Source organism: Pseudomonas entomophila, assembly GCF_013523125.1.
In the GTDB taxonomy this organism is placed as follows: domain Bacteria; phylum Pseudomonadota; class Gammaproteobacteria; order Pseudomonadales; family Pseudomonadaceae; genus Aquipseudomonas; species Aquipseudomonas entomophila_B.
Genome location: NZ_JAAMQJ010000053.1, coordinates 1 through 25,459, shown reverse-complemented (window position 1 = coordinate 25,459; position 25,459 = coordinate 1). Strand labels below are relative to the sequence as shown.

Below are 25,459 nucleotides of genomic sequence, written 5' to 3'. Positions count from 1 at the left end.
ATGCAGGCGGTGATGGACCGGACGCTATCGCGGGCAAGCCCGCTCTCATAGAACATAAAATATCTTGTTGATTTTAAAAGGAATAATTTCAGGATTTTGTGGGCCCTGCGGGCCCAATCGCGGCCGGTCCGGCGCCCCGGCCGCGATGGGCCGCAAAGCGGCCCTAAATCGATCAGCAATAAAGCCCCGGATCCTGCCAGCTACCGTCATGTTCTCTGCGCGACAGCGCGGCGCCAAGGCGGCGGGCGGACTCCCACAGGAGGGCGGCGCGCGCCTGTATCATACCGGTGAAGTTATAGGCGCAATAAATGCCCCTATCTCGGAGCTTTTTCCAAAGACGTCAAATTCCAAAGAAGTCAAAAGGCATGGGCGTGCAAAGGTATTGACGCCCGGATACAGCACAGGCTACCGTCCAGGCCATGAACACCTTCACACCGTGCCACGCACTCGCCCTGATTATTACCGCCATCATCGGATTGGCGGGCTAGCGCGTACGTGCACCGAACCCGCCCTGGAGGCGGGTTTTTCGACTGACTCCCGGGCTTACGACACGACCAGGAGTCATCGATGACCTGCTTCGGCACCCCGCCTTCCATTCCCGATCCCGTCCGCCAGCTGCTGTCGGAACAGGTCCGCCGCATCCTCGCCGCCCCGGTCTACGACATCGCCTTCGAAACGCCGCTGCATGCCGCGCCGGTCCTGTCGGCGCGCCTGGACAACCAGGTGCTGCTCAAGCGCGAGGACCTGCAACCGACGTTCTCTTTCAAGATCCGTGGCGCCTACACGCGACTGTCACGCTTGACGGCCGAGCAACGTGCACGGGGCGTGATCACCGCGTCCGCCGGTAACCATGCGCAAGGCGTCGCACTGGCGGCCCGGCACCTGGGGATGCAGGCCTGCATTGTCATGCCGACCACCACCCCTGAACTGAAGATCGAGGGCGTGCGCTCGCGCGGCGGGCAGGTGGTCCTGCACGGCGAGAGCTTCCCCCAGGCGCTGGCCCACGCCCTGGCCCTGGCCGAACGGCAGGGCGCGACCTTCGTGCCGCCGTTCGACGACCCGGACGTGATCGCCGGGCAGGGCACCGTGGCGATGGAAATCCTGCGTCAACAGCCGGGCGCTCTGGACGCGATCTTCGTGCCGGTCGGCGGCGGCGGGCTGATCGCCGGCATCGCCGCCTACGTCAAGTACCTGCGCCCCGAGGTCAAGGTCATCGGCGTGGAACCGCACGATGCCAATTGCCTGCAGGCGGCGCTGGCCGCTGGCGAGCGGGTGATCCTGCCCCAGGTCGGCACGTTCGCCGACGGTGTCGCGGTGGCCCAGGTGGGCGCGCACTGCTTCGACCTGTGCCGCCATTTCGTCGATGAAGTCATCACCGTCGGCAGCGACGAGCTGTGCGCGGCGATCAAGGACATCTACGACGACACCCGCTCGATCACCGAGCCGTCCGGCGCGCTGGCGGTCGCCGGGATCAAGCGCTACGTGGCGCGCGAAGGTGTCAGCGGACAGACCCTGGTGGCCATCGACTCAGGGGCCAACATCAATTTCGACCGGCTGCGCCACGTGGCCGAGCGGGCCGAACTGGGCGAGCAGCGCGAAGCGGTCATCGCCGTCACCGTGCCCGAGCGAGCGGGCAGCTTCCGGGCCTTCTGCCAGGCGCTGGGCCACCGCCAGATCACCGAATTCAACTACCGGTATCACCCTGGCAAGGAGGCCCGGCTGTTCGTCGGTGTCCAGACCCATCCCCAGCACGACCCACGTGAGCGTCTGCTCGAGGCCCTGTGCGGCGACGGTTACGAGGTCCTGGACCTGACCGACAACGAGCTGGCCAAGCTGCACGTGCGCCACACTGTCGGCGGGCATGCCGCGCCGGGCACGGCGGAGCGCGTGCTGCGCTTCGAGTTTCCCGAGCGGCCGGGGGCGTTGCTGGGGTTCCTGGAGCGCCTGGGCAGGCGTTGGAACATCAGCCTGTTCCACTACCGCAACCACGGCGCGGCGCAGGCCCGGGTGTTCGTGGCACTGGCGGTGCCGGAGGATGAACAGGCGGGCCTGCCGGCAGCCTTGGCAGACATGGGGTACGACTACTGGGATGAGACGAACAACCCGGCGTACCGGTTGTTCCTGGGGTAGGGGTCGGTATGCGAAGGGGCGTCGAGGAGGGCGGAGTCATGGATGCTTCGGTTCCCAATGACCCTTATCGTGTGAGCGCCACCGGTCGCAGCGTTGACCTGACAGATGAAAGTGGCGGGTGTCGTGGGCCTGCAAGGGCCACAAGATCAGGCACGTCCTTCATCCAGGTCAATACGACCCAGACAGCCACCCCCGCCTCACCGCTCGCGCATGAAGAACCCCGCCACGAACCGGCGAAACGTCTCCAGGCTCTTGAAATCCGCGTAGCGCTTGAAGTGTTCGCTGTCCGGCTCCGGGCCGATCGGTTGCTCCAGCAGCGACACCGACAGCACCCGGTCCCGGTCGGACGTCAGCACCAGTTCGTCCATCACCGCCGCGCCAATCACCGGACGGCGCATCTGCACCTTGACACCCTTGCCGGCCATCCAGTCGATCAGCGACACCAATGCCTTGAGCGGTTCGCGCTCTTCGTCACGGTAGACCGGAAACAGGTGCCCGCGCGACAGCACCGGCACGCTGGCCACATGGATCACCTCGTAATACTGGCTGCCCGCCGTCGCCGGCGAGTACACCGCCAGGGCCAGCAGCGGGCCGGCGGTACGTGCGCCACCCCAGAACAGGTGGTGGCCCTGCACGTCGAAGCCGTTCTCGTCCCCTGCGGTGAGCACCTTGCGCGCCTTGATCGTCTCCACGCAATCGAGCAGCAGGCCGTGCCGCCGCGCGCTGCCGAACACCGTGGCCTCGCGCAAGCGGCTCTTGAGCCTCATCATGTGCTTCATGTCCAGGCGGGTTTCTAGGTAATTGCTGGCCGGCACCCGCTCGAGCAGGGGATAGCGCGCCGCGACCCGGCGCAGTTCGGCGAACTGTCCGGTCAGGTCGCGCTTGAGGTGGGTGGCGTAGAGGTTCAGGCCGCTGGCTTCGATCCAGGTCAGCAGCAGCGACAGCAGACGCTGAGAGTCGCGTCGCTCGCCGGTTTCCGAGCCTGCCCCAGCACCACCGACAGCCGCCGATCCGAACGGGCCGATCAGCCGCAAGGGCGTGTCGGGGGGCAACCAGGCGGCCGGCGCCTGGTGCGGTCGAGCGCGCTCGGCCTCCTCGCGCGCGTCCTTGGTGAAAGGGCAGCCGACCTCGTGGTCGGACGTGCCGGGGTTGTTCTTCAGGAACAGGGTGCCGGTGTGCCCGTTGAGCGTGACGTTGAGCACGGGCGATTCGTCGACGCGGCAGTCGCAGGCCAGCCAGTGGCCTGCGCTGCGCACCTTCATCAGCAACTGGTTGGCCTGCAGGACCCTGGGCCCGCCCAGCGTACCTGTGGCGAACCCGGCCAGCAGGTCCTCTTCGGCCAAGGTCAGGCTGCGGACCGGGTCGCCACTCTTTTCGATGATCCGCATGCCATGCTCCGCGCCAGTCGCCAAGGGGTCTCCAAAGCTTCCAGCAAAGCCGCCAGGCTTGCAACGGCCAGGTTCAGATCGGCAGGTGCAGGAGCAGACGGGCCGGCCTCGCCAGTACCTCGGCGCGCAGGGCCGGGTCGGCCTGCAGGCGGCGCAGCCGGCGCCACAGCTCGGCGCTGGCCTGCTCGGGTTGCTGCAGGAAGAACTCGCTCTCGGCCAGCTCACGCAACTCACGTCGATAGGCCAAGGGCAGGCCGGCCCAGATCTGCCAGTCCTGTGGCGAAGTCCCTTCGAGCAGGTCTTCGTACTCGGAGTCGGCCACCAGCAAATCGACCCCCGTGCGCGCGTGATAGTCGCCGATCTGCACATGCACGCGGGTGGAGAGCCACTCGCTTTCCAGACGTAACGCACGACCGACCTCGTCGGGCAGCGCGAGGTCGTCCGGCAAGTGCGTGAGCGGGTTGTCGCTCAGGTCCAGGATCAGGGGCTCCTGCAGGTGTGCCAGGCCCATGGGCAATTGGCTGAGGCTGCAATTGACCAGGTGCAGGCTGTGCAGCGCAGGATGTCGACTGACATCGGGGGCCTCGAGCAAGGGATTGTCGGACAGGTCCAGCAGGCGCAGGTTCGGGTAGGTGTCCAGGCGCGCCTGGGCCTCGGCGCTCCAGGTGATCCGGTTGCTCTGCATGTCCAGCCAGGCCAGTGTGTCCGGGGCGGCGACCAGGGGCAGATGATCCAGCCGGCAACCCTCCAGACGCAAGGCATACAGCCGAGGAAAACGCGCCAGCAACGCGTCGGGCACCCGCGTCAGCGCGCGGTTGCGACCGAGGTCGAGCTGGCGGATATGCGCGAAATCGTCCGGCAGCGACAGCGATGCCAGGTCGGCGTCCTCCAGCTCGAGCCCTCTCAGGCTCAGGGACGTCACGCTGTGGCCATCGGCCAGGTGAGCGTCGAGGTCGCGATGCCAGGCATTGATCAGCGCACGGGTCGCCCGCTGCCGGCGTGGCAGGTTACCGGCCCACTGCGTCAAGTCCGCGCGCAGCGTCTCCAGCCGCCTCTCCAGGTGGCGCAACTCGACCTCGGGCGTGCGCAGGGTACGCTGCCAGTCGCGCAGTTGCTGCTCGAAGGCCTGATCGGAGTCGCGTGGGTACAGGCGGCGATACCGCTCGCGCAATGAGGTGCGCAAGGGCGAGGCAGTCGGGTAGTCGGTCGGCGTGCCGCCGCGCAGCGGGCCGCGCGCGCGGGGGCGTTCGCCAGACGGTCGGCCCAGGCGGCGGGACAGCGCCCCGCGCGAGGAGGCCGCCCGTTGCGCAATGGCGTCCCGCAGCGCTTCGGCGTCGCGCCATCCCAAGGCTTCGCGTTGAGCAGGCGTGAGCGCTTCGAGTACCGCCTGGCACAGGTCCGCGTGCAGTGGGCCGGGGGCAGGACGCTCGCCTTGCCACGGCTCATACCCGCCAGGCAGGCGCAGTACCACGCGCACCTCGGTGGCCTGCGTACGACCTGCGCCGAACACCGTCGGCCCCTCCGGACTCGCCTCGCGCAGCTCCAGGCGCAGGTGCTCGGGCCAGCGCGGCGAGCGCTCCAGGCAGGCGAGTATCAGCTGTTCGCTGTAAGGGCTGGCCAGTCGCGGTCGGTACAGGCCCTCGAACGCACGGGTCAACGGTAGCGCCTCGTTCACCTCGCGTACCGTATCGAGCAAGAAGACCGGCAAGGCCCCGTCTTCGACCCACGCCTTGCGTTCGGCCGCGCTCAAGCGCCTTGACAGGCGGTTGGCCAGGGGGCGCGAGAGTCGAGGATAAGCCTGGCACAGTCGAGCGTCGGCCACATCGGCAGCGCCAGCCGGCAGGTAGGCCTCGTCGAACAGCGTCGACCACGGGGCCTGCGGCGTCACCGCCCAGCGTGCCTGTGCCTGGCGCTCGGCGGCCAGGCGTTCCAGGGTGTCGAGAAACAGCGCCGGGGCCGGTTCGCCGCGCAGGTAGACTTGCCGTAGTCGGGCCTGACCGACGCCGGTGCATTGGCTCGCCAGGTGCAGCTCGGTTTCGTCGATGTCGGTGCGCGACGCCCCAAGTCGTCGCGCCAGGCGCAGCGGTGACCAGGTCAGCGGGCGTTCATGCGCGGCCCACCAGGTGCCCTGGCCATCGTGGTGCATCACCGGGCGATAGGCCTCGGGCGCGCCGGGCTTGATCACCCGCCACTGGCCCAGGCGGGCGTCCCAGCGCTGTTCGTACACGTGGCCTTCCAGGTGCACGAAGACCCGTGCACCCAGGCGATAGAGCCCCTGGGCGTCAGGCGGCAGCGTGTCGGGCAGCACGACGTCGCTGGCATAGCCGTCCAGGGTCGGGAGCCGCAGCCGCAGGCTGCCATCGGCTCGTTGCACCTCGTCCAGCGATTCCATCAGCGGGCTGTTGAACAGCGCGGGCAGGGCTCGACCCGCCACGTGCAGGCCCGCCATCAACAGCAGGTTCAGGCCCACTGCCTGGCAGTGGCGCAAAGCCTGGTCACGGTCGCCGATGCGCCAGGCTTCATAGCCTTCGTACACCTCGTCGAGCAGTTGCCAGGCGGTGACCGCCAGCAGGCAAGTGCCGACCGCCGGAATGAAGAAACCGGCCAGGGCGAGCACGTCGAGTCCTTGCTGCTCGAGCTCGGTCAGGCGCCGGCGACGGGCCGCTTCGTCGGCGTCGGCCGTTGGCACGGCGATGACGCGTGCTTCTTCGTGCAGGCGGCGCAGGTGGTCGTCGTGCAACCAGTCGAACGGGTCGCCGTCGAGGGGCAGAGGCTGCGCCGGCAGCCCTGTGCCCACGTTCTGCGTCAGGATGCGCATGAACTCGGCCTGGCGCATACGTGGCACGTAGGCCTTGAACGCGGCACGCTGTCCGGCATCGCCCAGGACCTCGTCGAGCACGTGGCCGAGCCGTGCGACATCGCCCACCCGCCACAGGGCCACCGGGCTGCCCGGCAAGTACAGCACCAGGCCGACGGCGTTCGTGTGCAGCAGCAGCGCTTCGTGCAACGGGATCCCGAACAGGCGGATCGACCAGGCCGACGTCCTCTCGCCGGTCAACCATCCGGCGACTTCATCGTGCGCAGCACCGTTGAGGTGGTGGCGCAGGTAAGCCAGGTCGCTTGCGACCTGCAAGCGTGCCCGATGCACCGCCAGGCTGTGCGCGCGAAGGCGTGCGCGGCCTTCGGCCGGCTCGAAGACCGCACGCAGGTGCGCCTGGTAGCGTGCGCCCAGGTCGAGCTGGCGGCAGGTCTCGGCGAAGGCTTCGGGGGTCAGTGGCAGCGGCGTGACCTGATAGCGCTCCGACGACAGGTCCAAAGGCGCACCAGGCAGGTCCGGGCTGACGAAGACCGAGGTGTGCACGGTGATCGGCATGACCTCGATCGCGTCGCGTCGTGCCAGCGCCGAAGGTGCGTCGAACGCGACATCGTCGGCGAAGTTCTGCAGGGCCGCCTGCAGCAGGCCTTTGGCGCTCGTGGCTGTTGAGGTAGCGTGCGCCCTGCCAGTGCCAGGTGCGCTGTACGTGCAGCAACTGGTAGTCGTCCAGCGGGCCGGTCAGGCCATGGTCACGGGCCAGTCGCTCGCGCAGCAAAGGCTCGGCGAAGGTGTCGATCTGCTGAAGCCCTTTGAGACTGCGGGCCAGTGTCTGCTCGGCGAGGCGCAGCGTGGCCTGGCTGGCCAGGACTGCCTCGCGCAGGTCGGGTGCGGCATTGGCGAACCAAGCCGCCTCCTGGCCTGGCAGGCCTTGCGCCGGGGTGTGACTGGCGAGCACGGCATGCCATTGCTCGACACCGGCGTGTCGGCTCCAGGCGGGCAAGCGCTGGCGAAGGAGGTCATGGTGCGGATTGGCGGTATCGAGCCGTGGCATGGGGAGTCTCCCGAACTGAGGGAGACGTAGCAGACGGCAACCGGCGTCCGAAGACGGGGTAGCTATGCGCTACCCGGCCTTTGGCCGTGCCCAGGACCGCAGGAACAGGCGCGCGGGCCGAGGCGTCGTCCCGAGCTTGCCGTAGCCGAGCGCCGGCACACCGTCCAGGTGACGGATGAGCACTTGGGTCAGCGACGCCTCGGGCGCCAGGTACTCGTCGCCGAAGTCGTCATGCCCCAAGGCCGTTGGGTGCGCCACCACTTCCAGAACCCCGTGGGCAGATACCTGGCCTGAGGCCAGGTCGGCCGGCGTGCAGACCTGGTCGGCGGTCACCCCGCACAAGCGCTTCAGGCGCCAGTTGAGCAGCGTCTTGAACACCCGTTTGACGAACCCGATGTTGCTGCCGACGTTGCGCGCCAGGCGAATGGGCACCCCTTGTTCGCGGGCGAAGCGGGCGACGATGGCGCCGATCGGCCAGAGGTTGTGCACGTGCTGGTGCGAGTCGATGTGGCTGGGCACCAGCCCGTGGTCCAGGCAGTGCTGCCACTGGGCGCGCAGCTCGTCGAGCACCGCGGCACGTTCGCGGACGCTCAGGCGCAGCGCGTTGCGGCGCACGCACAGGTCCAGTTCGCCGCCGGCCGTACAGAACCGGGGTTCGTCGAGCAAGGCCCGGCCCAGCGGGCGGCCGTAGGTCAGGTTGAAATGCAGCCCGATCCGGCCCTGCAGGGCCGGTTGCTGCGCCAGGACGCAGGCGGCCGCGAAGGCCGGCATGTTGGCCATGGCCGTGGCCGAGCTGATCACGCCGCGCTGGAACGCATGCAGGATGATGGCGTTGGTGGGCGCATCGAGCCCGAAATCGTCAGCGTTGACGATGACCAGAGACGGCATTCGGTTGTTCCTTGGCAGGGATGGACGAAGGGGTGGAGACGGGCTGAGCGGCCTGGCGCCGCGCCAGGTGCGGTTTGAGCCAGCGCCAACCGCGCAGCGCGCCGCCCAGCAACAGCCCGTCGAGGCGCCAGCTGTAGCAGCTCAGGCGCCACTGATCGACCTGACCGGTCATGCGCTCGTGCAACTGGTGGCTGGAGTTGGCCAGGCTGACCCGTGAGGCATCGACCCATTCCCAGCCGGCTTCCAGCCCCCAGTGGATGAACGCTTCGAGCAGCACGCGGCCACTGCCCAAGTCACGGTATTCCGGCACGAACGCCAGGTTGTAGTCGTAGAGCCGCCCGCGTTCGAGCAGCCCCAGGCGGTAACTGATGCAGCGCCCGTCGAGTTCGAGCAGCACCAGGCAGACCAGGCCCTCGTGGGCCAGGGCGGTGAACGCCTGGTACATCCACTGGCGGCGCTGCGCTCCGGAGAAGATGCCGACCTCGTCGTCGCCCTTCCAACTGGCGGCTTCCACGGCGCTCACCGCGTCGAGCAGGGCTTCGATGGTGTCGGGGCAGGCGATCACCCGGCGCACGGTGGCGCCGCAGGCCTGGATACGCTTGCGCGCGCGGCGCAGCTTGTAGCGCGGATCGCCACTGACCTCCTGGCGGTCGGCGTCGCTGATCCGGTGCACCGGCACCTGGCAGGTCAGGCGCCGCTCGAAGGTCGAGCTGCGCGCGGCCCAGGTGTCCAGCCAGCTGCGGTGCGGCGTGCCGTCGGGCACTTCGCTCAAGCGCAACAGGGCATGGGGCAGGCGCTTGCGGATCGCCTGCAAGACGTGCCCGGCCAACGTCGGCGGCAGGTCGATCAGCAAGGCGATGCGGTCGCTCAAGGGGTGCCCCAGGTGCTGCACCACCGGCACCGACAACGGCCCGGCCCGTTCCTGCTCGCGCACCAGCGGCAGGCACAGGCACAGGCGCTCGTGCCAGTAGCCCAACAGCACCTGCAGTCGTTGGCCGGGGTGCAAGGCGTCTTCGGCTGCGCGCAGCCAGCCGAGGTGGTTGAACGGGGTGCTGTCAGGCAGGCGCTGACGCAACTGCTCGTACTCGTCGGCCGGAAACGCAGCATCATGCAGTGAATCGCACCAGGTCAGTCGCAGGTTCATGTCAAGGCTCCTCGACGGTGGAATAACGGGCCAGGCGTGGCAGGCAGGGCGCGCATGGCGGTCATGGCGCGCTCCAGGACAGGGCGAACACCGTCTGCGCAGGCAACTCGAAACGCAGTTGATCGTCCTCGCAGCGCGGTGTGGCTTCATGCACCTGCGCATCGGCACCGAACAGCGCCAGGTGCGCGGCAGGGCAGCCCAGCCCCGTCAGGCTGATCCGCTGCAGACGCTCGGCCTTGTTCACGCCCAGCACCGTGCGCTGCCGGTCGCGGGCCAGGCCCAAGGCATCGACTTCGAAGGCATCGTTGTCCAGCGCCATCACCTGATCGAGCCAGTGACGGGCGATGAATTGCTGGGCTCGGCCCACGGGCTTGAGGCTGACCCCCGAAGGCGGGTGGACGTCCAGCATGCCCTTCGGCCAACCGGGCTCGTCGGCCAGGTGGAACCAGTTGAGCATGTCCAGCAGGCCGTCGGCCGACGCGTTGATCACCACCGACGTCCACCAGAGTGCCGCGTACTGGGTGTTCTGGTCGTACGGGCTGAGGCTGGCGCCACTGGACATATTGGTCTGGTCGAGCAGCAGCGCCTTGCGCGGACGCCCCTGGACATCGCGCCCGACCAGCTCGGCGGCTTGCAGGACACTGTCCCGGTAACGCCGGGTGGCCAGCAGGTCACGCACCATCCATTCGTGCCAGGCCAGCGCGTCGATACGGGCGTCGTGGACCGCCAGCAGCCGACGTGCCCAGTCGATGCCGCGGCGTGTCCGGGCCTGCTCGACGAAGGGGCCGTCCAGCAGCCGCGAGGAGGCGGGCATGGCGATGCGCACCCCGGCTTCGCGCGTCCCGGGACTCTGCTGCACGCGTTCGGCCAGGGTCTGGAAATACGCCTCGAACGCCTCGTAACTGCGGTAGTTGAGGTTCGGTTCGTCGGCGAAGGAGAGGTAGTGCAGACCACCGTCGCCGCGTGCGCGGGTGGCGGCGAGCCAGGCATCCAGGCCAGCCAGGGTGGTGCGATCGGCCGACAGCTCGGCCACCCGGCCACGGGCGGCGAGCAGGGTGATGTCGTGGCGGATGCCGAACCGCGTGAGGTAGAGGTCGCGCCAGCGGTCCTCGTAGTGAGGCCGCTCGGCCATGATGTCGACCAGGCTGTAGAAACCGCCCGCCGTCGGCGCCAGGGCATCGAGGGCCGCATGCGCCACCGGCGGCAAGGGTTCGTAGGGCAGGGCGACACCCAGGTCCGGCGTGTGGCCCAGCACCGTGCCGCGCCAGGTCAGGCGCACCTCGCCCTCGGTGGGCGCGGCAGACGGGGTCTGGGACGCCGCGGCGTCGGGGGTCTGGGCGAACAGGTTGTCGCTGCCGTCGAGCCAGAACGCCGTCTTGCCCTGGCCGATCACCGTCAGGCGCCAGGTCTCGTCACGCGTGCCGACCGGCAGCGGCAACCGATCGAACTGCCAGTAGCGCGGGTAGGTGTTCAGCCACAGGCGCAGGCTGCGTCCGTCGCTCAGGCGCTCGGCCAGCACGGCCCGGGCCCCACCGTGGTACTTGCCGGCCAGCACGGCGCTCTGGCCGGCCGCGACCCGGGCATACCAGACCGGTGCGGTCCGGGTGTCCAGGCTGAAGTGCACCTTGGCCGGGGCCAGCCGCGCCACGGTGCTGTCGTCGTGATGGATCTGGTAGCGGCGGAAGCTGTAGCCGGGCACTTCCAGGCGGTAGGGCCCCTGCCCAGGCATGATCGGCCAGCTCAGCTCGCCGCGCGGCTGGTCGGCGGCGATGTCCTGTTGGGCCACCAGTCGGCCCCGACCGTCGAGCAGGTACAGCTGCTCGGCGTTGGCCCGCGCTTGCCAGGCCGGGCGCCAGGTGATGCGCAGGGTGTCGGCCCGGCTCGGCGCCAGGTACAGGCTGGCGTCGCGCACCCCTTCCCAGGTCAGCGCCTGGGCAGTGACCGGCACGGCCAGCAGGCAGGCCAGCAGCCACGTCCTCATGCCGGGCGTCCTTGCAGCATCTGGCGCAGCGGCGCGTAGTCGCTCGGCAGCACGAACAGGGTCTGCCACACCGGCACTTGGCCCAGGCGGCAGTAGACCAGCAGCATCCAGCCGGTCACCAGCAGGTAGCACGCCGAGGTGGCGATGGCCGCGCCGAGGATGCCGTAGGCCGGGATCAGGATGACGTTGAGCAGCAGGTTGAGCACCGCCGCCGTGCCCATGATCAGCGACACCGTGCCAGGCTTGTCCTTGCCCAGCAGGTCCAGGCGCAGGATGCTCGTGTAGCACATGGCGAACATGCCCGGCAGCAGGGCCAGCAGGGCCGGGTAGGCCGGTTCGAACTCGGCGCCGAACAGCGTGACGATCAGCCACTTGCCGATCAGCGCCATGCTCAGGCAGGCCCCGAGCATCACCGTGCCGGTCAGGCGCAGGGCGATCGGTGTCAGCTTGCGCATGCTCTCGTCCTGTTGCAGCAGGCGCTTCATCAAGGGCGTAGTGACCGCCTCGGGCACGATCAGCAGCAGCTCGGCGGCGGCGCTGGCCATGGCGTAGTGGCCCACGGCGGTGCTGCCGATCAGCGCGCCGATGAACAGGTAGTCCGAGCGCAGGATGATCTGCTGGAAAATCACGTCCGGGTGGCTGCGCGCGCTGTAGGTCAACAGTTCGCGCTGGCCGGCGCGGTCCCAGCGCAGGCGCAGCGAATGCGACCGGGACAACCACCACAAGCCCAGGGCCAGCACCACCGCCAGGCCCATCAGCCAGCTGATCAGCGCGGCCTCCAGCGCCTGGCCGCCCCACATCCAGAACATCGCCAGAAACAGCAGCAATGGCGCCAGCGATTCGGTCAGGCGCAAGGCGTTGAAGGCGTCGACATTGCCGCTGGCGTTGTGCAGATTGAGCAGGCCGCTCTTGAGCACGGTCATCGGCACGGCGATCAACAGCAGCCAGGCCAGCAGGCCCAGCTGCAGGGTGACTTCCAGGTCCGTGGCGAACTCACGCACCAGGGCCACGCAGAACAGCGTGAGCAGCAGCGCCAGCAGGCACCCGTAGACCAGCACCTGGGTCAGCAGCAGGCCCATCGAACGCTGCTTGGCCGCCTGGTAGCTGACGGCGCTGTTGAGTCCGCCGCTGGTGACGGCGCTGATCATTTCCGGCAGCGAGCTGAGCAGCGCGAACAGGCCCCGCTCGCTCGGGCCGAGGATCCGCGCCAACAGGATGTTGCGCAGCAGGCGCAGCGCGATCATCGCCAACTTGGTGCCGACGCTCAGCACCAGGTGACGCACATAACTGTTACCGCTCATGGCCGGTTCCCTCGACTGATGCGCCAGGCCAGCAACGCTGGACGACTGGCATTGTGTTGACTGACCCCGATGCGTGGCAGCGCCAGCGGGTCGTCATGGGGCTGGCAGACGCCGATGCGCGTGCTCAAGGCCCAGGGGTAAGCGTGTTCGGCGACATGGGCGCGTACTCGCGCGTCATGATCGCCATTGGGGTAGCAATACACCGGCAGCGGTGCCTGGCAGCCAACGCGCAGGGCGTCATGGCTGCGCCGCAGTTCCTCGTCCAGCGCCGCATCGTCGAGAAACGGCAGCAGGGCGTGACTGGCGCCATGGGGCCCGAAGCGCACCAGTCCGGAGTCCTCCATTTCGCGCACCTGCTCCCAGTCCATGGCCTGAGGCAGGGATTCGGGCGGGCAGACGTCGGTCAGCAATTGCAGGGCCTGCGGGCTGAGGGTCTTGAGGCTTTGCAGATAGCGCGCGAGCAGCAGGCTGCGGGCGACGGGCTGGGCGTGCAGGAAGTAATTCACCGGCAAGGGGCGACCGAGCTGGCGCAACTGCTCGATCAACCGGTAGCGCGGCGCCTCGCCATGGCTGCCCCACAGCGTCTCGCCGACGCTTTCCCACCAGAACCGCTGGCGGCTGCCGATGTAGTCGGTGGACAGGAAGATGCTCGCCGGCACCTGGTGCTTGACCAGCAGCGGGAAAGCATTGGAGGCGTTGTCGCGCCAGCCGTCGTCGAAGGTCAGGGCCACCCGTGGACGGGCCGGGCGATCGGCCTGGCCGTGCCCCTGAAGCAGGTCCATCAGGCTGACGCAGTCGAAATGGCGCGACAGCCAGCCGAGCAGGCCGTCGAAGGTGGCCTGGCCGATGCACAACTCGTTGCGGTGCGGCAGGGCCGCACTGGCATCATCGGGCAGCACCCGGTGCAGCATGAGAATCACCCCGTTGTGCTGCAGGGTCTTGCGGCCGGACGGGGAGTGGAAATACAACCATCCGCTGGCCTGTTTGAGCAACGTCTTGAGCGGCATGTCCTGGCCTCAACGGTTCTGGTTCGGGTTCCACTGGCTGTAGCTGTGCCCGCGCAGGAACTGCCACAGGCCCACGCTCATGCCCGCCAGGGTCACCAGCAGGAACGCCGCCAGGCGAAACGGCTTGGGCAGGCGCCGACGCACGTCGAGCAGGCCGAGGACCGCCACGCCGTAACCGAGCAGCTGGGCCACCAGCATCCAGCGGAACAGGCCCGGTTCCAACGCCAGCCAGAGGTTGGCCAGCAGCAGCGGTAGCAACAGCACCGGCGCCAGGCGGCGGATCAGCTTGTGGCTGATCAGGGCGATGGCGTACAGGCCGTGACGCAGCGGATTGAGCAGCTCGCGGCGCGCCGCCAGGCTCAGCAGGCCGCCGACGGTGACCCGCTGGCGACGACGGAACTGCTTGTCGGCCTCGTCCACCCCCTGGTCGAGCACGATGGCCTCGGGGACGTAGACGATGCGCTTGCCGGCGGCCGGAGCGCAGGTGCTGATGAAGAAGTCGTCGTTGACCTGCTTGGGCACCGCCTGGTACAGCGTACGGCGCAGCGCCAGCAAGGCGCCGTCGGCCGAGACCATGCAGCCGGTGCTGTTCTCCACCTTGCGCACCCAGGCTTCGTAGTGCCGGTAGAGGCTGTCGCCCAGGCTCAGGCCCTGGCCGACCACCGGGATGATCATGTGTCCGGCGCTGGCGCCGACTTCAGGGTCGGCGAACGGTGCCAGCAACAGGCCCAAGGTGTCGTCGGCCCACTGGTTGTCGGCGTCGGTGAAGACCAGCAGCTCGCCGCGGCTGACTTCGACCCCGGCATTGAGCACGCCGGCCTTGCCCAGGCGCGGCAGGTCGAGCACTTCCACACGCGGGTCGCCCAGGCTGCGTGCCAGCTGCACCGTGGCATCGGTCGAGCCGTCGCTGACCACCACCACCTGCAGGTCGGCCGCCTGGTAGTCCTGGCGCAGCACGCTGCGCAGCTTGTCGACGATGTGGCGCGCTTCGTTGTGCGCGGCGATCACCACGCTGACCCGTTGCGGCGCGAGCGGGCCCGGGCGGCGGCGCGGGAAGCACGGCGCGGCCAGGGTCAGCAGCACGGGGTAGCCGATCCAGGCATACACGGGGAGCAGCAGGCACATCCAGAATACGACTTCAGCCACGAGCGGGCCTCCTTGCGGTGCGGTTGAACAGGCTGAGCACGAAGGCCGCGCCCGCCAGGTGCAGACGAATCCAGTGCAGCCCCCACAGTTGCAGCACGAACAGGGGGTCGCGGTGTTTGAGGCTCTGGCGCAGGCTCAGCGCCAGGGCCGGCAGGGCACCGAGCGCGAGCAGGGCCAGCGCCGGGCCGACATGGCCGGCCGACAGCAGGGCCAGGATCAGCGCATCGATCAGCCAGATCCCCAGCGACAGCAGCGGGAAGCGCAACAGCCGCAGGCTGGCACCGTGGCTGCGCAGCAGGGCCAGGTGGCTGCCTTGGCGCCACAGCTCCTTGCCGACCCATTCCGACCAGCTGCCCTCGAAGCCCCAGTGCAGCACCACCGGCGCACGCACGGCGCGCAGGCGTGCCCCGGCCGCGTGCAGGCGCAGGGTGAAGTCCTTGTCCTCGCCGGTGCGCAGGCGCTCGTCGAACCCGCCGACCGCCTCGAACCAGGTACGGCGCATCAGCAGGTTCGGCGTCGGCAGCCAATGGCTGTCCTGCACCGCCGCGCCGGCCCGCAGGGTGCGCCGCTGCCAGGCGTAGGCGAACCAGGGCGCCTGGCGCGGCGTGTCGCAGTCCAGGGCGAACACATCGCCCTCGCCGCGCCGGTGCAGGTCCAGCAGGCACTGCAGCCAGTCGCCCGGCACTTCGATGTCGGCATCGAGAAACGCCAGCCAGTCACCCCGGCTGGCCTGGGCGCCGCGGTTGCGCAGGGCGCCGATCGGCAGGCCAGGGGCGCTGAGCACGCGGGCGCCATGCTGGCGCGCCAGGCGTGGGCCCTCGTCGCTGGAGCCGTTGTCCACCACCAGCAGCTCGCAGCGCAGACCGGCCAGCGTGGCGGCGTGGCGCGCCGCCTGAAGGGTGCGCACGATGTGCTGCGCTTCGTTGAACATCGGGATCACGAGACTGATCAGGTGCACGGTGCGATCTCCTGCTGGCGGGGCTCGGCGGCCTGGCGGACCAGGACGCTGGACAGGGCCAGCATCAGCCACAGGTACTTGTGGTTGTAGGCGGTCAGGAACATCAGGAAGATGCCCATGGCCATCATGCTCATGGTCAGGTGCGTCATCAGGTCGGCGTTCTCCCGGTCACCCCGGGCCAGCGACAGTCGCCGCGCGTGCCAGAAATTGCGGATGGCCAGCAGCACCATGCCGACGAACAGCAGTCCGGCCGGCACGCCGGTCTCGCTGGTCACCTGCAGGTAGGTGTTGTGCGCGGCGCGGTACAGCTCGGCGGCCTTGTTGCTCGGGGCGAAGGCCACGGCATAGCCGCTGCGGGCATAGTGCAGCGGGAAGGTGCCGGGCCCGGTGCCCAGCACCGGACTGTGGGCGATCATCGAACGGCCGACCAGCAGGTACGAGGCGCGGCGCCCGAGGGATTCGTCCTTGTGGGCGTTGACGCCCCCCTTGAGCAGCATCAGCGACTGGATCCGTGCGGCGTAGCCTTCGGGCATCAGCGCAGCCCCCGCCGGGATCAGCACGGCCAGGCCGAGCATGGCGAAGCCCAGGTGCCGCGGGCGAATGCGCGCCACCTGTTCGCGGTAGTGCACCAGCAGGATGCCCAGGCTCGCCAGCATCACCACCAGCCCCGAACGCGATTCGGTCTTGGTGATGCCTGCCAACAGCAGAACGCAGCAACCGATCCAGAACAGCCGCAGCGGCAGCCAGCGGGTCTTGATCGCCAGCCACAGGGCCAGGGGCATGGCGAAGGTGATCAGCAGCGCGAAGTTGTTCGGGTCGAGCGAGGCCGAGGCGCGGCCGCCCTGCTGGTACTTGGCCATGAACAGGGCGAACAGGCAGCTGATGCACACGGTGACGGTGACCAGCCGGGCCAGCATCGGCAGGCTCAGCTCGCGGGCCACCAGCAGGGTGATGCCGAAGACGATCAGGCCCACGCTGATCTCGCGCAGGTGCGCCAGCGACATCGGCAGCAGGTCGCTGGTCCACAGGCTCAGCAGGTACAGCGCCAGGAACGGCAGCAGCAGTCGCCACTGGTTGCTGGCCAGGCGGCTGGCGGGCAGCTGGCGCACGGCCAGTTGCAGGGTGAGGATCAGGATCATGCCGACGCCGACCAGCTTGGCGCCGGACAGCAGCTTGTCCTTGAGGATGCCTTCCAGCGGGACCAGCGCGGCGATCGCCAGCAGCCCCCAGGCCGGCTTGCGATACAGCACCAGGGTGCCCGCCAGGCCCAGGACCGCGCCCGGCGCCAGGGCCGGGTACGGGCTGGCCAGCAGGCCGAGGCTGACCAGGGCCACCAGGCCGACCAGCGACAGAGGGATGATCATGCCAGGGCCTCCCGTGCGGCCCGCCGGTACACCTGCGCCCAGTGGTGCGCCAGGGTCGGCAGGTGGAAGTGCTCGCGCTGGGTCTGACGGGCGCGGGCCACCAGTTCCTCGGCCTGGGCCGGGTCATCCAACAGGGCCTGCAGCTGTTGGCCCAGTTCGTGGGTGTCCAGCGGGGTGGCCAGCAGCCCACTGTGTCCGTGGCGGATCACGTCAGGCACGCCACCGACCGAGAACGCCACCACCGGCACGCCGTCCTGCATGGCTTCGAGCAGGATCATCGGCGTGCCTTCGGTGCGCGAGCTGATCACCAGCGCATCGAGGCGCGCCATCCAGCGCCGCATGTCGGTCTGGAACCCCGGCAGGCTGATGCGCTCGGTCAGCCCGGCGGCATCGATGCGCGCCTGCAAGGCCGCGCGTTCCGGGCCGTCACCGAGCATCACCGCCCGCACGCGGGGCTCGCGCTGGCACAGCGGGATCAGCGTGTCGAGAAACAGGTCCGGGCCCTTTTCGCTGCTCAGGCGCCCGACGAAGCCGGCCAGCCAGTGGGCATGGCCGTTGCTGCGCGGGGGGACGCCTTGCGGTTCGGGCAGGCCGTTGCGGATCACCTGCAGCTTGCCGGCGCCCACGCCCGCCTGCCGGTGCAGGCGTTCGATGCTGTCGGCCACGCAGACCACCTGATCGACCGTAGGGGTGCGGCACAGTTGCAGGCTCAGCCAGGTGTAGAAGCGCTGCTTGCGGCTGCGCGGGGTGAACCCGTGCTGGGTGACCACCATCGGCAAGCGCCACAGCGTGGCACCGACCCAGCCCAGCAACAGCCCCTTGAAGTTGTGGCTGTTGAGCAGCGGACGCTGGCGGCGTTCGCGCGCCAGCAACCGCAGCAGCGCGACCAGGTTCGGGCAACTCTGGCACTCGATGCCGGCCTGGCGAAAACGCGTCAGCAGGGCCGGTGGCGCGCCCAGGAACAGCACCCGGTGCCGTCCTGGCGTGGCCTGGCAGTGGTCGAGCAGCATGCGCTCGGCGCCGTAGAAGCCGCCGCTGTTGAGCAGGTGCAGGACCGTGCGCGGCGCGTTGGGCGCGGCGGCGTTCAATGCCGCACCCAGTGCATCAGGCGCGGCAGGCTCCAGCGACGGTGCGGGTTGGCCAGGGCCGGAGTGTGTTCGTTGATCACCAGCAGCACGGGCAGGCCCAATTGCTGGCCGATCTGTGCCGGGTGCTTGAAGCGGTGGTCGAAGAACTCCTTGACGTAGACCACGGCGATGGCCAGCAGCAGGCCGGTGAGCAGGCCGAACGGGATGATCAGCCCCGGCTTGGGGAACGCCGCGCTGGCCGGCTCGTACGGCGCGCTGAGGATCCGGGCGTTGGACTGGCTACCGTCGAGCAGGCCCTGGCCGCGGCTTTCTTCGTAGCGCTGGGCATAGGTCGAGAAGGCGCGGTGCAGCGCTTCGATCTCGGTGTCGAGCTGACGGGTCTGGCTCTGGGTCTCGCGCAGCTGACGGATGCGCGCGGTGTACTCGGCGATGCGCGCGGATTTCTGGTCGATCACCTGCTGGGTCACCGCCAGGTCCTGGGTGCGCTCGCGGATGCGGTTGTCGACCACCTTGAGCAGCTGGTTGCGGGTGGCGTTGAGCTGTTCGCGCTGCAGCAGCATCGTATCGGACCCGGCCTGGAAGATGGCCAGGTCGCTGCTGTAGCGCGTCATCTGGTTGGTCAGCTGTTCGCCGAGCTGCTTGATCTCGCGGTCTTCCAGCGGCACGTTGTCGACGGTGGTGACGAAGGTGTAGGGGAAGCTGTAGTCGGCGAGCTTGGCCGAGTTGGCCGCAGTGCGACTGGCCTTGAGGTAGTCCAGCCACTGCTGGTTCTGCAGCAGGCGGTCGCGGGCCGCGTTGAGCGCCTGCTCCTCGGTGTTGATGGCGTTGAGGCGGAAGGTCATCTCTTCCCGCGGGTCGGACGAGCTGATCGCTTCGAGCAGGTTCAGGCGCTGGGTTTCCAGTTCGCCCAGGCGGGTCTGGTAGTGCAGCTTCTTCTGTTGGTAGAAGGCTTCCGGCAGTTCGTTGGATTGCAGGTCCTGGCGGTTCTTCAGGAAGTTCTCCAGTAGGCGGCCGAGGAATACCGTGCCCAGGTGCGCATCCTTGGCCGAATAGTTCAGCGAGATCACGTTCGAGCCGGGCAGGGCGGCGATGTCGAGCTTGCTCAGCGCTTCGTCGGTCAGGCCGTCGAGTTCGTTGTCGCGCGGCACCGCGTCTTCGTCGGCGAACAGCGCCAGTACCGGCGCTATCACGTGCTGGCGCACGGGTGTGAGCAGGTGGTCGCGCACCCAGCTCGGCTCAGGCTGGTAATAGCCCTCGGTACGCAGCTGGCTGATGGTCTCGCGGATCAATGCCGGCGAACGCAGGATGTTGCTCTCGGTTTCCATGTCCGCCAGGCTCGGCGGAATGAAGGTGTCGGCCTGCTGCCCCAGGGCCGAGCTGGTGTCGCTCTGCGAGAGCTTCTTGGATTGCACGATGACCTGCGCGGGGATGTCGTAGCGCGCGCTGAGCACGAACGGCAGGACCAGGGCGAACACGGCGAAGACCAGGAAAATGCGCTTCACCCACTGCTGGTTGGCGAAGAAGATCCTGAAGAACTCGTGTACGTAGTTCTCTTTGGGTTGGGTAATCATGAACGTGTCCCTGGTCAATTGCCGATGCTGTTCTTGTTGTCAGCGCGATAGCTGAAGCCGAAGTTGACGCCTTGGAACAGCACCACGTCGGCCAGTTGCCGGCTCAGTTCGCCGGCGCTGGCCAGGGCGGTCTTGGGCACGTAGAGCATGTCTTCCGGTTGCAGGTAGGCGATCTGCGCGCCGCTGCCGTCCAGGGCCTTGTCGACGTCGTAGTGCACGGCCTGCACGTGGTTGCCGGTGCGGCGCATGATCACCACCGAGCCGAGCTTGGCCTTGAGGGTCGGGCCACGGGCGAGCGTCAGGGCCTCGAGCACCGAGACCGGACGACGGATCGGGAACGACCCCGGCTGGGCGACTTCGCCGAGCACGTAGATCTCGTTGGCGGCGGTGGCCTTGAGCAGCACGTCGACGGTCATCCGGCCGGGCAGGTTGGCGTAGCGCTGGTTGAGGTGGTCGCGCAGCTGGTCGAGGGTCAGGCCCTGCAGCGGCACCGAGCCGATTTCCGGGAAGGTCGCGCGGCCGTCGGTACCGACGATGATGTCGCGGCTCATGCCGCTGCCGGGGTGGCTCAGGGCGCTTTTCAGGTTGGCGTCGCTGCTCATGGGGGTGAGCACGCGCAGGGTCACCTGGTCGCGGTTGTTCTGGAACACCCGCTTGTTGCGAAACGCCTGCTGGATCGCCGTCTCCGCCTGGCTGGCGGTCAGGCCGGCGACGCGCACGGCGGAATTGGTGCTGGGCAGGGTGATGCTGCCGTCGGGCTGCACCAGCTGACTGCCGTTCAGGCCACTGGCCGAGAGGAAGTTCAGGTCCACCGTGTCACCTGGCTGGAGGGTGTAGGTGCCGGTGCTGGTGTTGGGGAAGTGGAAGATCACTTCCAGCACGTCCTGTGGGCGCAGGACCTGCTCGCGGCCGCCCAGTTCGGAGGCCTGCGCCTCGGCCGGTGCGGCGGTGAGGATCTGCACCGGAATCTCGCGGCTCTGCTGACCGGCACAGCCGCTCAGGGCCAGCACGCACAGGGCGATGGTCGGGTAGTTCATGGTCGTCTCCTGGGCCTGGCTCAGAGGTTGTTGTAGAGCCACTGGGGCATGTAGTACTTGCGTCGGTTGAAGACGCTGCCGATCAGCCGCGCACCGGCCTGGGTCAGGCGCAGGCTGGCGGCCTGGGCGACTTCCAGGCGGGTCTGCTCGGCGCACACCACCAGGATCACGCCGTCGACCATGGTGCCGATCACCAGGCTGTCGGTGTTGACGTAGATGGCCTCGCCGTCGATCACCACGAAGCGGTACTGGGTGCTGAACTGGCGCAGCAGCACGCGCAGGCGGTCCGGGTCCAGGCGCTCGCGGCCGCGCAGCCAGGTGCCGCCGGGCAGTACGTCGAACGGCTGGTCGGGCAGGCGCACCACGCAGTCCTGGGCCAGAGGGGACGTGTCGCGGTCGAACAGCAGGTCGGTAAAGCCACGCAGCTTGCCCAGGCCCAGTTGCTGGCTGAGGCTGCCGACACCGGCGCTGGTGTCGATCAGCAGCACGGTACCGGCGCTCATCAGCGCCAGCTGGCTGGCGAAGGCCAGGGCGCTGGTGCTGGTGCCGCTGCCGCTGTTGGCCGAGGTCAGCAGCAAGGTGCGCTGCTCCAGGTCGAGCACGGTGGCGGTCAGGTTGGTTTCGCTGGGGGTGGCGATGCTCAGGCGCCGGGATATAGAACCGTCCATCTCAACTTGCTCCGTGGCCGCTGAAGACTTTGAAGGGCGTCTTGAGCAGGATCTTCAGGTCCAGCATCAAGCTCTGTTCGTGGATGTAGCTCAGGTCCAGTTGCACGCGTTGGTCGAAGTCGATGTCGCTGCGCCCGGAGATCTGCCACAGGCCGGTCATGCCGGGGTAGATGCTCAGCCGGGCCAGGTGAGCGTCCTTGTAGCGGTAGGCGTTGAACGAGGTCGGACGCGGACCGACCAGGCGCATGTCACCGGCGACCACGTTGAGCAGGTTGGGCAGCTCGTCGAGGCTGGTGCGGCGCAGCAGCGCGCCGATGGAGGTAACGCGCGGGTCCTTGTCGATCTTGAAGTCGATGGCGTCGGCGCCGTGCTTGTTCAGGTGACGCACCGAGTCCTTCAGCGCTTCGGCATTGGCGACCATGGTGCGGAATTTGAACATGCCGAAGGTGCGGCCGCGGTAGCCGGTGCGCTGCTGCACGAAGAACACCGGGCCCGGGCTGCTGCGCTTGACCAGCACGGCGACCACCAGCAGCAGCGGCGAGATCGCCAGCAGCAGGGTCAGCGCACCCAGGCACGACAGCACGCGGTTGGTGCGCGACAGCGTCCAGGCACGTCCACCGGCACGCCCGGTCAGCCAGCCGCGTCCTTGCATGTGGATGGCCGCGTCGATGCGCTGGCGATGCGCCGGGTCCAGGCGCTTGTCGTGTGTGAGCCTTTCCATAGTCATGCTTTTTGCCGGTCCGGTCATGCCAGCCTCCGATGGTCGGTCTGCTCGCCGAACGTCGGGTCTTGGCCGACTCCCGGCGCGTAATGCTGTTGAAACCAGGCGACGAAGCGCCCGAGCCCTTCGTCCAGGGAAATCCGCGGGGTGAAACCGGTCACCTGCTCCAGCGCGCTGGCATCGGCCCAGGTGGCCAGGACGTCGCCCGGCTGCAGGGGCAGCAGCTCGATGACCGCATCGCGTTGCAGGTGGTGTTCGAGCAGGGCGACGTAGTCGATCAGCTCCACCGGGCGCTGCCCGCCAATGTTGAACAGCCGCCAGGGCGCCTGGCTGCTGGCCGGATCCGGTTGCGCCGGTGTCCAGTCAGGACGCGGCGTCGGTGGGTGCGGGATCAGCCGCACCAGGCTTTCGACGATGTCGTCGATGTAGGTGAAGTCGCGTTGATGGCGGCCCTGGTTGAACAATTGGATCGGCCAGCCTTCGCTGATCGAGCGGGCGAAGTGGATCGGCGACATGTCCGGGCGGCCCCAGGGGCCGTAGACGGTGAAGAAGCGCAGGCCGCTGCACGGAATGCCGAATAGGTGGCTGTAGCTGTGCGCCATGGCCTCGTTGGCTTTCTTGGTGGCGGCATACAGCGACAGCGGGTGATCGACGCCGTCCTGCACGCGATAGGGCGTGTTCTGGTTGGCGCCGTACACCGAGCTGGACGAGGCGTACAGCAGGTGCTGCACCGGATTGCGGCGGCAGCCTTCGAGCACGTTGAGAAAACCGCACAGGTTGCTGTCGACATAGGCCTGGGGGTTCTGCAGCGAGTAGCGCACCCCGGCTTGCGCCGCCAGGTGCACGACCACGTCCGGACGCTCGGCGGCGAACAGCCGGGCCACGCCATCGCGGTCGGCCAGGTCCAGGGTGTGCAGCGCGAACGAGCCGACCTGCGCTTCGATCCAGCGCACCCGCGCGGTCTTGAGCGCGGGGTCGTAGTAGTCGTTGAAGTTGTCCAGGCCGATGACCTCATGGCCATCGCGCAGCAGGCGCAGCGTGGTGTGTGCGCCGATGAAACCGGCCGCGCCGGTGACCAGGACCTTCACGAGGCGACACCGTGCGGGGCGACCTGGCGCAGGCCGATCCCGGCATAGCTCAGGCCATGGGCGGCCAGGTGCTCGGGGTTGTACAGGTTGCGTCCGTCGATGACGGTCTTGGCGCGCAGCTTGGTGGCCAGCAGGGCGAAGTCGACCACCCTGAAGTTCTTCCATTCGGTGCAGATCACCAGGGCGTCGGCGTCCTGCAAGGTGTCGTCACGGGTGGCGCACAGGTGCAGGTCGTCACGGTAGCCGTAGAGGCGCCGGCATTCGTCCATCGCTTCGGGATCATAGGCACGCACGCTGGCGCCCTCGGCCCACAGGGCCTCCATCAGGTAGCGGCTGGGCGCTTCGCGCATGTCGTCGGTGTTGGGCTTGAACGCCAGGCCCCACAGGGCGATGGACTTGCCGGCCAGCTGGCCGCCGAACTGCTGCTTGAGCTTGGCGAACAGCACCTGCCGCTGACGATCATTGACGTCGCTGACGCTCTGCAGCAGCCGCAGGGGCATGCCGCTGTGTTCGGCGGTATGCAGCAGCGCCTTGATGTCTTTGGGGAAGCACGAGCCGCCAAAACCGCAGCCGGGGTAGATGAAGTGGTAGCCGATGCGCGGGTCCGAGCCGATGCCCTTGCGGACCGCTTCGATGTCGGCGCCCAGGGTCTCGCTGAGGTTGGCCAACTCGTTCATGAAGCTGATGCGCGTGGCCAGCATGGCGTTGGCGGCGTACTTGGTCAGCTCGGCGCTGCGGTTGTCCATGAACATCAGTTTTTCGTGGTTGCGGCAGAACGGCGCGTACAGCTCGGCCATCTGCGCACGCGCCACCTCGTCCGGGGTGCCGACGATGATCCGGTCCGGGCGCATGCAGTCGGCCAGGGCACTGCCTTCCTTGAGGAATTCGGGATTGGAGACTACGCGCACCTGCAGGTGCGCCTTGCCCAGGGCCTGCAGTTCGTCACGGGCCAGGGCCAGCACCGTGTCGGCGGTACCGACCGGCACGGTGGACTTGCAGATCAGCGTGCGGTCGGCCTCCATCAGGCGGGCGATCTGCCGGGTGACCTCGAGCACGTGGGACAGGTCGGCCGAGCCGTCTTCATCGGGCGGAGTGCCGACGGCGATGAAGATCAGCTCGGCATGGGCGACCGCATCGCTGGCCTGGGTGCTGAACAGCAGGCGGCCCTGCTTGATGTTGTCTTCGAGCATGGCCGGCAGGCCAGGCTCGCTGATCGGCGGCACCCCCATGCTCAACTGGTTGATCTTGTGCGTGTCGATGTCCACGCACAGGACGCGGTGCCCGACGTCTGCCAGGGCGGCTGCTTGTACAAGACCGACGTAGCCGGTGCCAAATACGCTCACGTCCATGTCGGCGTGCCTCGCATTGAAGGATTGAAGGAAAGGGCGAAGTGACTGTGTGGAATTCTTTATAGCGCAGCGGGCTGGCTTTGCGTCAAATGAATGGCATGTTGCGTAGGAATTACACCCGGCCAAATTAAGGCTCTTTGCCATCAAACCCTTCTGAATCGGGGGTTTGGCGCTGAAACTTATTTGACGGGGCGCGGTCACCAATCCGATGAACGGTCGTAAGTCCCTGAAAATAAGGGTTTCTGGCGATAGAGAGAGGAAAGTGAGCGTGCGTGGAGGCGCCAAGATATCAGGCAGAGATAACGCCAAAAAAACGTCATTTTCGACATTTTGTTTATTTTTTGTACGAAATGTATCTTGTGGGCTTTACGGGGAGAAAGCGTAAGGGTGTTTCAAATATGAAACGGGTTGCAGGGTCTTGGCTGTGGCATGCGAGGCGGCTTGACGGGACAAAGGGCAGGCGGTCAGGCGTCGATGTCGAGCAGACGATCGAGTTGCGTGCGTTCCCAGGTGCTGAGCAGTTCGATGGGGTCAGTACCGGGCCGACACCAGTGTTCGGCCATGCCTTGGCGGCCTTGTCGGTCGCATGCCTGGAGGCAGGACAAGCGCTGTTCATCGGCGAGCAGGACGAGCCTGCAACCGTCGATGGTAAGGCTCAGGCGGTCTTGCCGGACCGCCAGTACCTTCAGTCGGGCGGTGCCCAGGGCCGCATCGCGCAGCCATTGGCAGACTTCGCGGCTGGTCAGGGGTGGCAAGGTGGGGGC

The 25,459-nt window shown here is 67.9% G+C and carries 20 protein-coding genes; 2 read left to right on the top strand and 18 right to left on the bottom strand.

What is annotated here, in order from left to right:
* The first annotated feature begins 567 nt into the window (after positions 1 to 567).
* Positions 568 to 2,130, top strand: coding sequence for a threonine ammonia-lyase, biosynthetic (gene ilvA / locus G7007_RS20120; protein ID WP_181104596.1), 1,563 nt, complete (start codon positions 568 to 570; stop codon positions 2,128 to 2,130).
* 197 nt (positions 2,131 to 2,327) lie between these two features.
* Here the strand turns inward: ilvA and G7007_RS20115 are convergent, their stop codons facing one another.
* Together G7007_RS20115 and G7007_RS20110 are read right to left on the bottom strand one after the other, a co-directional pair.
* Positions 2,328 to 3,518, bottom strand: a complete 1,191-nt coding sequence (locus G7007_RS20115) for a hypothetical protein (protein ID WP_181104594.1) — start codon at positions 3,516 to 3,518, stop codon at positions 2,328 to 2,330.
* Between the two features lie 73 nt (positions 3,519 to 3,591).
* Positions 3,592 to 6,975 (bottom strand): dermonecrotic toxin domain-containing protein, encoded by a 3,384-nt coding sequence (locus tag G7007_RS20110; protein WP_375139512.1) that lies wholly within the window; start codon positions 6,973 to 6,975, stop codon positions 3,592 to 3,594.
* Here G7007_RS20110 and G7007_RS20105 point away from each other — a divergent pair.
* Positions 6,890 to 7,414, top strand: a complete 525-nt coding sequence (locus G7007_RS20105; RefSeq protein WP_181104590.1) for a hypothetical protein — start codon at positions 6,890 to 6,892, stop codon at positions 7,412 to 7,414. The two genes, G7007_RS20110 and G7007_RS20105, sit on opposite strands and share 86 nt — an antisense overlap.
* Before the next feature lie 39 nt (positions 7,415 to 7,453).
* Here G7007_RS20105 and G7007_RS20100 read toward each other — a convergent pair whose 3' ends face one another.
* The 16 genes from G7007_RS20100 to G7007_RS20025 form a co-directional block, all read right to left on the bottom strand.
* Entirely contained in the window at positions 7,454 to 8,272 is an 819-nt protein-coding gene (locus G7007_RS20100) for a ChbG/HpnK family deacetylase (protein WP_181104588.1), read from the bottom strand.
* Complete coding sequence (locus G7007_RS20095; protein ID WP_181104586.1) at positions 8,244 to 9,416, bottom strand: GNAT family N-acetyltransferase; 1,173 nt, start codon at positions 9,414 to 9,416, stop codon at positions 8,244 to 8,246. Before G7007_RS20095 ends, G7007_RS20100 begins: the two co-directional genes overlap by 29 nt.
* Positions 9,417 to 9,477: 61 nt before the next feature.
* Positions 9,478 to 11,397: a hypothetical protein gene (locus G7007_RS20090; protein WP_181104584.1), complete on the bottom strand. Its 1,920-nt coding sequence runs from the start codon at positions 11,395 to 11,397 to the stop codon at positions 9,478 to 9,480.
* Complete coding sequence (locus G7007_RS20085) at positions 11,394 to 12,698, bottom strand: oligosaccharide flippase family protein (RefSeq protein ID WP_181104582.1); 1,305 nt, start codon at positions 12,696 to 12,698, stop codon at positions 11,394 to 11,396. The genes G7007_RS20090 and G7007_RS20085 overlap by 4 nt, the downstream gene beginning before the upstream one ends.
* A complete protein-coding gene (locus G7007_RS20080; RefSeq protein ID WP_181104580.1) occupies positions 12,695 to 13,705 on the bottom strand; it encodes a polysaccharide deacetylase family protein in 1,011 nt (336 codons plus the stop codon). Before G7007_RS20080 ends, G7007_RS20085 begins: the two co-directional genes overlap by 4 nt.
* A gap of 9 nt (positions 13,706 to 13,714) precedes the next feature.
* Positions 13,715 to 14,851, bottom strand: a complete 1,137-nt coding sequence (locus G7007_RS20075) for a glycosyltransferase (RefSeq protein WP_181104578.1) — start codon at positions 14,849 to 14,851, stop codon at positions 13,715 to 13,717.
* On the bottom strand, positions 14,844 to 15,809 hold the full coding sequence (locus tag G7007_RS20070; protein WP_181104577.1) for a glycosyltransferase family 2 protein: 966 nt from the start codon (positions 15,807 to 15,809) through the stop codon (positions 14,844 to 14,846). The genes G7007_RS20075 and G7007_RS20070 overlap by 8 nt, the downstream gene beginning before the upstream one ends.
* Complete coding sequence (locus G7007_RS20065; RefSeq protein WP_181104576.1) at positions 15,800 to 17,173, bottom strand: O-antigen ligase family protein; 1,374 nt, start codon at positions 17,171 to 17,173, stop codon at positions 15,800 to 15,802. The genes G7007_RS20070 and G7007_RS20065 overlap by 10 nt, the downstream gene beginning before the upstream one ends.
* Positions 17,170 to 18,261: a glycosyltransferase family 4 protein gene (locus G7007_RS20060; RefSeq protein WP_258198633.1), complete on the bottom strand. Its 1,092-nt coding sequence runs from the start codon at positions 18,259 to 18,261 to the stop codon at positions 17,170 to 17,172. The genes G7007_RS20065 and G7007_RS20060 overlap by 4 nt, the downstream gene beginning before the upstream one ends.
* Positions 18,258 to 19,832, bottom strand: coding sequence for a GumC family protein (locus G7007_RS20055; RefSeq protein ID WP_181104575.1), 1,575 nt, complete (start codon positions 19,830 to 19,832; stop codon positions 18,258 to 18,260). Before G7007_RS20055 ends, G7007_RS20060 begins: the two co-directional genes overlap by 4 nt.
* A 14-nt stretch (positions 19,833 to 19,846) precedes the next feature.
* Positions 19,847 to 20,869: a polysaccharide biosynthesis/export family protein gene (locus tag G7007_RS20050; RefSeq protein ID WP_181104574.1), complete on the bottom strand. Its 1,023-nt coding sequence runs from the start codon at positions 20,867 to 20,869 to the stop codon at positions 19,847 to 19,849.
* 20 nt (positions 20,870 to 20,889) lie between these two features.
* Complete coding sequence (locus G7007_RS20045) at positions 20,890 to 21,537, bottom strand: CpsD/CapB family tyrosine-protein kinase (RefSeq protein WP_181104573.1); 648 nt, start codon at positions 21,535 to 21,537, stop codon at positions 20,890 to 20,892.
* Position 21,538: 1 nt separating this feature from the next.
* The gene (locus G7007_RS20040; protein WP_181104572.1) at positions 21,539 to 22,285 is read right to left on the bottom strand and encodes a sugar transferase; all 747 of its coding nucleotides are present in this window, start codon (positions 22,283 to 22,285) and stop codon (positions 21,539 to 21,541) included.
* Entirely contained in the window at positions 22,282 to 23,346 is a 1,065-nt protein-coding gene (locus tag G7007_RS20035) for an NAD-dependent epimerase (RefSeq protein ID WP_181104570.1), read from the bottom strand. Before G7007_RS20035 ends, G7007_RS20040 begins: the two co-directional genes overlap by 4 nt.
* The gene (locus tag G7007_RS20030) at positions 23,343 to 24,695 is read right to left on the bottom strand and encodes a UDP-glucose dehydrogenase family protein (RefSeq protein ID WP_181104568.1); all 1,353 of its coding nucleotides are present in this window, start codon (positions 24,693 to 24,695) and stop codon (positions 23,343 to 23,345) included. Before G7007_RS20030 ends, G7007_RS20035 begins: the two co-directional genes overlap by 4 nt.
* A 464-nt stretch (positions 24,696 to 25,159) precedes the next feature.
* Positions 25,160 to 25,450: a DUF7693 family protein gene (locus tag G7007_RS20025; protein WP_181104598.1), complete on the bottom strand. Its 291-nt coding sequence runs from the start codon at positions 25,448 to 25,450 to the stop codon at positions 25,160 to 25,162.
* Between the last annotated feature and the right edge of the window lie 9 nt (positions 25,451 to 25,459).